The sequence below is a fragment of the Mizugakiibacter sediminis genome (assembly GCF_000953855.2).
GTDB classification, from domain to species: domain Bacteria; phylum Pseudomonadota; class Gammaproteobacteria; order Xanthomonadales; family Rhodanobacteraceae; genus Mizugakiibacter; species Mizugakiibacter sediminis.
This window is the reverse complement of sequence record NZ_DF970216.1, coordinates 1-8,577: the sequence shown is the minus strand read 5'-3', so window position 1 is coordinate 8,577 and position 8,577 is coordinate 1. Positions and strand designations below refer to the sequence as shown.

The window sequence follows — 8,577 nt, the reverse complement described above, 5'->3', positions numbered from 1 at the left end:
GCCAGCGCCAGCGCCGGCAGCAGCGGAATCAGGTAATGCACCTGCTTGCCGCTGATCAGGCAGAACGCCAGGAACGGCGGCACGCACCACGCCAGCGCGAAGCGGCCGGCGCGCTCGCGCCACAGCGCCGCCCACGCCGCGCGCGGCGCGCGCAGCGCCAGCGTCCACGGCAGCAGCAGCACGGGCAGCAGCGGCAGGTACCACCACGGCGGCCGCGCATGGGCGAAGCTTTCGTGCAGGCGCCCGCTGACCTTCTGCAGCAGCGGCTCCCAGTACTGCGGTCCGCCCAGCCAGGCGGCCGGCAGCAGCCAGGCCAGGGCGATCGCGGCGCCGAGGCCGATGCCCGCGGCGAGCGCGCCGTACCAGCGCGCCTTCGCCGCGCGCGCCGTGGCGCTCCACCACGGCGCCAGCAGCGCCGCGCCCATGACGTGCAGCAGCACCACCGGCCCCTTGGCCAGCACGCCGAGGCCGATGGCGGCGCCGAGCACACCGACGCCGCGGCGCCAGCGCGCGGCATCCAGATCCAGCAGCGCGTGCATCGCCAGCAGCACGCACGCCGCCAGCAGCAGGTCGAACATGATCGCGCTGGCGAAGATCGCGATGCCGGCGCAGCCGGCCAGCAGCCACATCGCCGCTGCGTCCAGCGCGAAGCGGCGCGCCAGGCGGCGCAGCAGTTCGAGCATCGTCCAGGTGACTGCGAGCGCCAGCGCGCGCGCCACCCAGGTGTGCACGCCGAACACCTTCCAACCCGACGCGATCAGCCAGAACAGGAACGGCGACTTGTCGGTGTAGAGCGCGCCGTTGACGGTCGGCAGCAGCCAATGGCCGGACAGCGTCATCTCCCAGGTCGCGGTGAGGTAGCGCGTCTCGTCGATCGGGATCGGCGGCAGCAGCAGCGCCAGCGGCAACAGCAGCGCCGCCCACGTCCAGCGGGAGGCGAGCAGGCGGCGCAGCGGGTCGTTCATCGGTCGCATCCTTCCGCACCCGCGGCTGCGGGCGCGCGCATGCTAGCGCGGCTTGCTTGGGTTTGGCTTGCGGGCCGCGCGCCGGCTCAACCGCGGCGAAGCAGCCCGCGCACGTTGACCCATGCCCGGCAGGAGCCTGCATGCAGGCGACCGCGAAGGCGCATGGATGTCCGTTGGCGCGGCGAGGACGCAGTCCGGTCGCCCGCACGCGGCTCCTTCCGCGGGCGGGTGCGCATGCGGGCGGTGGCCTCAGCGCGCGGCGAAGCGTTCCGCGCGGCGCGCCGTGGCCTCGATGCCGGGCAGCACCGCTTCGATGAGGTCGGCATGGCGCCGCCACTTGTCCTGCGACGGCGCGGAGACGGTGAAGCGCGAGGGCGGCAACGCGCGGTCCAGCGGCCGGTCCCACGCAAGGCCGAGCGCGTCGCACAGCCGCGCCACCTCCGCCGCAGGATCCGCCAGCAGCGCGTCGTAGCGGGCGACGTGCCGGCGCTCCGCGGGCAGTCTCTCCAGGTCGTCCAGCAGCGTGCGCGTGGTGATCTCCCACTGCGCGGCCACGACTTCGGCCAGCGGCTTGCCGATCAGCGCGCGCCAGCCCGGCACCAGCAGCAGCGACCACGCCGGCTCACCCCAGCCCGGAAGCTGCGGATAGGTGCGGAAGCGTCCGGACTGCCAGGCCTCGATCATGCTGCTCAGGGTCTGGCGCGGGTCGCGGTGCAGATAGACGAAGTGCGCCTCGGGAAACAGCCGCGCCAGGAACGGCACGCGCAGCGCGTTCTTCGGCGTCTTCTCCAGCATGCGCACGCGCGCCTGCGCGGGCGGGCGGCCGTCGCGGTCGCGCAGCTCGGCGTAGAAGCGCCGGCGCAGCTCCTCGCTCACCGCGGACGTCGCCGCCGCGGCGTCGAGGCGGTTGGAATCGAAGCCGCGGTGCGCGGGATGCAATCCCTGCAGGCCCTCGATCAGCGCGTGACTCTCGTGGCCGATGGTGAACAGGGCGGGCGCCTGCGCCAGCGTCTCGAACAGCAATGTCGAGCCCGAACGCGGCGGCGAGACGATGAACACGGGTCGCTCGAACGCCGGGTCGGCGCCGCGCTCGCCGGCGCGCGGGCCGGGCGCCGCCGGCGGCCGCGGTTCGTAGGCGTCGGCGGCCTCGACGCGGTCGGCCAGGGCGACCCGCAGCACCATCGCGCGCAGCGTGTTCATGAACATCGCCGTGTTGACCAGTTGCAGCGGCACGCCGTAGCGCTCCATCGCCTGCTCGAAGGCGTCCAGCGTGGCACGGTACGCGGGCCAGCCGGCGCGATCGGCGCCGTACTGCGCCCACAACGCCTGCCAGGTCGTGACGAAGCGCGTCGCCATCTGCCGCACCAGCGGCAACTGCGCGTGCGGCTGCACGTGCGCCAGCAGGAAATCGACGTGCTCGCGCAGTTCCCACGGCGTCATCACCTCGGGGACGTTGACGCTCTCGTAGCGCAGGGCCGGCCGCCGTTCGCCGGCGGGCGCGACCGGCGCCGCGCGCCAACCCGGCGGATCGTTGTAGCCTGGCGCGCGACCGTGGCCGACCAGGTCCCAGAACGTCTCGCTGCCGACGGTATCGGCGACGAGGTGGATGCGCTCGTCGTCGGCGGCATTGATCACGCGGTGCTGGCGCCAGGTATCGAAGATCCAGCATTCGCCGGGCGCCATGTTCACCTCGGTGTCGCCGCAGATGAAGCGCACGGTCGGCCGGGTCAGGATCGGCACGTGCACGCGCACGCGTTCCCGCCAGTAGTAGTTGATGTCGGCGTGCGGCGTGACCTCGGCCTGTCCCGACAGCTTCATCAGCCGCGTGCGCCCCCACACGGCGCCGAGGTGATCGAGCACCTGCATCAGGTAGGGGCACTGCTCGAGGTACGGCGTCGGCCGCATCGCGCCGGCGATCGCGTCGCTGTCGGGATCGCCGCCGACCGAGATCAGCGGCAACGCGAAGTTGCCGGGGAATTTCTGCGGATGCTCGCGCCACGCCGAGGCGTCGATCGCGAGCACCTCGGCCGCCAGCCGCGCGGCGTCGAATTGCACGGGCAGCTGGACGAACGGCACCTGCAGCTTCATCGGCGAATTCTCATGAGTTGCGGTAGACCTCGCCGCCGCCGGCGCGGAATTCGGCGGCCTTCTCCGCCAGGCCCTGCTCCAGCGCGGCGCCGGCGTCGACGCCGTGTTCGCGCGCGTAGTCGCGCACGTCCTGGGTGATCTTCATCGAGCAGAACTTCGGCCCGCACATCGAGCAGAAGTGCGCGGACTTGTGCGCTTCCTTGGGCAGCGTCTCGTCGTGGAATTCGCGCGCCTTCTCCGGGTCGAGGCCGAGGTTGAACTGGTCCTCCCAGCGGAACTCGAAGCGCGCCTTGGAAAGCGCGTTGTCGCGCGCCTGCGCGCCGGGGTGGCCCTTGGCCAGGTCGGCGGCGTGCGCGGCGATCCTGTAGGCGATGATGCCGTCGCGCACGTCCTGCTTGTCGGGCAGGCCGAGGTGCTCCTTGGGCGTGACATAGCACAGCATCGCGGTGCCGAACCAGCCGATCATCGCCGCGCCGATCGCGCTGGTGATGTGGTCGTAGCCGGGCGCGATGTCGGTGGTCAGCGGCCCCAGCGTGTAGAACGGCGCCTCGCCGCACTTCTCGAGCTGCCGCTCCATGTTCTCCTTGATCAGCTGCATCGGCACGTGGCCGGGGCCCTCGATCATCACCTGCACGTCGTGTTTCCAGGCGAGCTGCGTGAGCTCGCCGAGCGTGTCCAGCTCGGCGAACTGTGCCTCGTCGTTGGCGTCGGCGATCGCGCCGGGGCGCAGGCCGTCGCCCAGCGAGAAGGCCACGTCGTAGGCCTTCATGATCTCGCAGATTTCCTCGAAGTGCGTGTAGAGGAAGTTCTCCTTGTGGTGGGCCAGGCACCACTTGGCGAGGATCGAGCCGCCGCGCGAGACGATGCCGGTGACGCGCTTCGCGGTCAGCGGAATGAACGGCAGGCGCACGCCGGCATGGATGGTGAAGTAGTCCACACCCTGCTCGGCCTGCTCGATCAGGGTGTCGCGGAACAGTTCCCAGGTGAGGTCCTCGGCGACGCCGCCGACCTTCTCCAGCGCCTGGTAGATCGGCACCGTGCCGATCGGCACCGGGCTGTTGCGCACGATCCACTCGCGGGTTTCGTGGATGTGCTTGCCGGTGGAGAGGTCCATCACCGTGTCGGCGCCCCAGCGGATCGCCCACACCATCTTCTCCACTTCCTCGGCGATCGAGCTGCTGACCGCGGAGTTGCCGATGTTGGCGTTGATCTTCACCAGGAAGTTGCGGCCGATGATCATCGGCTCGGATTCCGGGTGGTTGATGTTGCAGGGGATGATCGCGCGGCCGCGTGCGACTTCCTCGCGCACGAACTCGGGCGTGATCAGCTTCGGCAGCTCGGCGCCGAAACCTTCGCCTGGATGCTGCTTCAGCAGCCCGGCCTCGCGCAGCGCCTCGATGCGCTGGTTCTCGCGGATGGCGACGAATTCCATCTCCGGCGTGACGATGCCGCGCCGCGCGTAGTGCATCTGCGTGACGTTGGCGTCGGCGCGCGCGCGGCGCGGGCGGCGCAGCGTCGGGAAGCGCACCTCGGCCAACTGCGGCGCGACCGCGTGGCGGCGGCTGAACTCGGAGGTGAAGTCGGGCAGCGCCTCGCTGTCGCCGCGCGCCTCGATCCACGGCGCGCGCAGCGCCGGCAGGCCGGCGGCGAGATCGACGCGGTAATCGGGATCGGTGTACGGGCCGGAGGTGTCGTACACCGTGAGCGGCGGGTTCTTCTCCGCGCCGAAACTCGAGGGCGTGTCGGCCTGCGCGATCTCGCGCATCGGCACGGCGAGGTCGCCGCGGCTGCCGCGCACGTAGATCTTGCGCGAGCCGGGTATGGGGCGCGTCACCTCGGCGGACAGCGCCTGCGCGGCGCGCACCAGGTCGGAAGGGATGGCATTCATGGTTCGTCCTCGCGGCTGGGGACGAAGCGGCGGCGTCGCCGGGCGCACGGGCGCGGCGGCGAAGCTTCCCTACGCCGGCATGATCCGGGTCAGGTTCGAAGGGACTCTCTCAGTCCCGCCACCGAAAGCCCACGCGACCGCCGCTCTCGGGCGAACCGTGCCGCGGCTTTTCGTGGCGGGACACCCCCGCTTCGCCGGCTATTCAAGCACGAAGCGGGCGGCAGAGGCGAGCGTCAATGCGCGCGGCCATAGGCGCGCAGGAACATGTCGACCGCCGCCTCGGCGTTGGCGAGCGCCTCGCGCTCGGCGGATTCGGCGCAGTCGACGCAGCCGAACAGGCGACGCGTCTGCAGGTCGCCCTTCAGCAGGGCCATGAACTGCACCGCGCCGCGGTGCGCGTCCGGCAGGTCGAGCAGGCCGGCGGCGGCGGCCTCGCGCAGGAACTGCTCGAGCAGCGCCTGGCTGCGCGCCGGGCCCTCCTCCCACAGCATCTGGCCCATGCGCGGATTGCCCTCGCGGCAATCGCTGAGGATGGCGCGCCAGGTGCCGATCACCTCCGGGCTGGTCATCAGCCGCGCATGCGCGCGGGCGATCTGCAGCAGCGCCTCGCGGATCGAGCCGCCGGTCGGCACGACATAGACCTCGTCCGGCAGCATCTCGCGGCAGCGCGCACGCACCGCCTCGCGGAACAGCGAATCCTTGTCGCCGAAATGGCTGTACACGGTCAGCTTGGACACGCCCGCGTCGGCGGCGACCGCGTCCATGCTGGTGCCCTCGAAGCCGTGCAGGATGAACAGGCGCTTGGCCGCGGCGAGGATCGCCGCGCGCTTCTCCATGTCCTTGGGCCGCCCGGGCCCTGCCGGTTTGAGGTTGATGCTCATCACTTGATCGGCCCCGATCCGGTGTTTATTATACGCAACGGTTTAATTATTACAAGTTGCCGCCAGCTTAGCGGCTTCACGCCTGTCATGCAGCGAAGGACCCGCATGTCCCCGACGACCCCCGAACCGCGGCTCAGCGAGCCCCACCGACTGGCGTTGCGCGCGTTCGCCGCACTGCTGGACGCGCACGCCGGCGCGGCGCGCCGTGCGGCGTTCGCGGCCCGGCGCACCCTGCCGCGGCTGCAGGCGCGCGAGCGGCACGCGCTCGCCCGCTGGCTGGCTTGGCAGGCGCTGGCCGCCGCGACGCGCGGCAACCCTTTCGCGCTGGCGCGCATCCATCGTACCGACGCCGCGCTCGGCCGCGCGGCGGAGGCGATGCTGGCGCGACTGCCGTCGGCCGGCGCGCCGGCCGCGGCGGGGATACTGCACCGGAGCACCCAGGACGCGGCATGACTTGCGTCAAGGCGGCGCGGTGACTTCCGGCACTTCGTGGGGGATAACCGCCACCGCAGCCTTGACGTTGCTGGCGCGACCGCAACTGCCTATGCTTTCCGGCTCATTTTTGCGCACGGGATTCCGCAACATGTCGATCGACCTCGAGCTGGCGCGGCAGAACATGGTGACCAACCAGGTGCGCCCCTGGGAGGTGCTGGACGCGAACGTGCTGGACGCGCTCGCCGCGGTGCCGCGCGAGGAGTTCGTGCCGTCCGGCTACCGCAATCTGGCGTTCGCCGACATCGCGCTGCCGCTCGGCCACGGCGAGACCATGATGAAGCCGGTGGTCGAGGGCCGCATGCTGCAGGCGCTCGAGCTGACCAAGTCGGACGGCGTGCTGGAGATCGGCACCGGTTCCGGCTTCATCACCGCCTGCCTGGCGCGGCTGGCCGGCGAGGTGGTCAGCGTCGACATGCACGCCGACTTCGTCGAGGCGGCGCGCGCGCGCCTGGCGACGCTCGGCATCGGCAACGCCGGCGTGGCCGTCGCCGAGGCGGTGCAGGGCTACGAGCCGAACCGGCAGTTCGACGCGATCGCGGTCACCGGCGCGGTGTACGCGCTGCCGGAACGGTTCCGGCGCTGGCTCAAGCCCGGCGGCCGCCTGTTCGTCGTGCGCGGCGAGTCGCCGGTGATGCAGGCCGTGCTGATGCGCCACGAAGCCGACGGCCGCTTCAGCGAGGAAATCCTGTTCGAGACCGACCTGACCTATCTCGCCAACGCCGCTCCGCCCAAGCGCTTCGTCCTGTAGGCACGCCCGGGCCGGAGCGAAAAACGACGCAAGCAAGGACCCCCTCTCCATGACGCGAACGACCCGTTTCAAGCTTCTGCCCCTGGCGCTGCTGCTCGCCGCCGCGCCCATGCTGGCCGGCGCCGAGGACCTGATGGACGCCTACCGCGACGCCCGCGCCAACGATCCGCAACTGGCGCAGGCGGACGCCGCGCGCATGTTCAACAACGAATTCCCGAAGCAGGCCTGGGGCGCGCTGCTGCCGCAGATCAACGCCAGCTACGGTTTCACCGACAGCCACGGTTCCAGCACCAGCGCGCAGCCGTTCATCGATTCCAACGGCGCGCTGCAGGTGCAGAGCTTCCGTTCCTCCACCTCCGGCCGCAACACCACCCTGCAGGGCGAGCTGACGCAGACGCTGTTCGACTGGAGCAAGTTCGCCCAGGTCAAGGTCGGCAAGGCGCAGGCGGCCGGCGGCGAGGCGCAGTACCAGGCCGCGCTGCAGAGCCTGATGCTGCGCACCGCGCAGGCCTACTTCAACGTGCTGACCGCGATCGACACGCTGACCTTCGCCCAGGCCGAGGAAAAGGCGCTGGCGCGCCAGCTGGAGCAGGCGCAGCAGCGCTTCGAGGTCGGCCTGTCGGCGATCACCGACGTCAACGAAGCGAAGGCGCAGCACGACTCCGCCGTGGCCAACGTGATCGACGCGCAGAACGCGCTCGACGACGCCCGCGAGGCGCTGACGCAGATCACCGGCAAGCCGGCCGGCGAACTGAAGCGCCTGCGCGAGGATCTGCCGCTGAACCCGCCGCAGCCGAACAACCTGACGGAATGGGTCGACACCGCGCTGAAGCAGAATCCTGCGCTGCTGGCCCAGCAGTTCCAGGTCGAGGCGGACCAGCACAGCGTCAACGTCGCGCGCTCGGCGCACCTGCCGACCCTCAATGCCTCGGTCGTCTACACGCGCACGCCCTCCTGGTCCGACCAGACGTTCGGCGGCCTGACCAGCCACATCAACAGCGAGCGCAGCGATACCGCCGTCGGCCTGGTGCTGAGCGTGCCGATCTTCTCCGGCGGCATCACCCAGTCGCGCGTGCGCCAGGCGATCTACCAGCGCGATCAGGCCAGCGACCTGCTCGAACAGGATCGCCGCCAGGTGGTGCGCAACACGCGCAACGCCTTCCGTTCGGTGATCGCCGGCGTCAGCGAGGTGGAGGCGCGCAAGCAGGCGGTGATCTCGGCGCAGTCCGCGCTGGACGCCACCCGCGCCGGCTTCGAGGTCGGCACGCGCACCATCGTCGACGTGCTGATCAGCCAGCAGAACCTGTTCCAGGCGCAGAGCAACTACTCGCAGGCGCGCCACGCGTTCGTGATCAACCAGCTCGCCCTGAAGCAGTCGGCCGGCACCATCGACGTCAAGGACATCGAGGCGGTGAACGCGCTGCTGCAGTGACGCGGCGACGCCGCGCGCGTGGCGAAAAAGGCGGGCCTAGCTGTGTAAACCCACCAGGTTGTTCATGTCGATGCGGGTGA

Annotated in this window: 7 protein-coding genes; 3 read left to right on the top strand and 4 right to left on the bottom strand. The window is 70.8% G+C overall.

The features are described from left to right. From MBSD_RS09775 to MBSD_RS09760, 4 genes are all read right to left on the bottom strand, one after another. A partial coding sequence (locus MBSD_RS09775) for an ArnT family glycosyltransferase (protein ID WP_237071784.1) occupies nucleotides 1-965 on the bottom strand: 965 nt, incomplete at its 3' end. A 249-nt stretch (nucleotides 966-1,214) separates the two neighbouring features. Further along, nucleotides 1,215-3,053 carry a sulfotransferase gene (locus MBSD_RS09770; RefSeq protein WP_062537161.1) on the bottom strand — a complete coding sequence of 613 codons (1,839 nt, stop codon included), beginning with the start codon at nucleotides 3,051-3,053 and terminating at the stop codon, nucleotides 1,215-1,217. A 10-nt stretch (nucleotides 3,054-3,063) separates the two neighbouring features. Next, nucleotides 3,064-4,941, bottom strand: a complete 1,878-nt coding sequence (thiC, locus tag MBSD_RS09765; RefSeq protein ID WP_062537160.1) for a phosphomethylpyrimidine synthase ThiC — start codon at nucleotides 4,939-4,941, stop codon at nucleotides 3,064-3,066. Between the two features lie 233 nt (nucleotides 4,942-5,174). Next, a complete protein-coding gene (locus MBSD_RS09760; RefSeq protein WP_237071783.1) occupies nucleotides 5,175-5,822 on the bottom strand; it encodes a TetR/AcrR family transcriptional regulator in 648 nt (215 codons plus the stop codon). A gap of 3 nt (nucleotides 5,823-5,825) precedes the next feature. Here MBSD_RS09760 and MBSD_RS09755 point away from each other — a divergent pair, with 3 nt between their 5' ends. The 3 genes from MBSD_RS09755 to MBSD_RS09745 all read left to right on the top strand — a co-directional run bounded on the left by MBSD_RS09755 (nucleotide 5,826) and on the right by MBSD_RS09745 (nucleotide 8,497). Then, the gene (locus MBSD_RS09755) at nucleotides 5,826-6,275 is read left to right on the top strand and encodes a hypothetical protein (RefSeq protein ID WP_187300629.1); all 450 of its coding nucleotides are present in this window, start codon (nucleotides 5,826-5,828) and stop codon (nucleotides 6,273-6,275) included. Between the two features lie 130 nt (nucleotides 6,276-6,405). Continuing rightward, nucleotides 6,406-7,065: a protein-L-isoaspartate O-methyltransferase family protein gene (locus MBSD_RS09750; RefSeq protein ID WP_062537157.1), complete on the top strand. Its 660-nt coding sequence runs from the start codon at nucleotides 6,406-6,408 to the stop codon at nucleotides 7,063-7,065. A 49-nt stretch (nucleotides 7,066-7,114) separates the two neighbouring features. Then, nucleotides 7,115-8,497: a TolC family outer membrane protein gene (locus MBSD_RS09745; RefSeq protein WP_062537156.1), complete on the top strand. Its 1,383-nt coding sequence runs from the start codon at nucleotides 7,115-7,117 to the stop codon at nucleotides 8,495-8,497. Nucleotides 8,498-8,577: the final 80 nt, after the last annotated feature.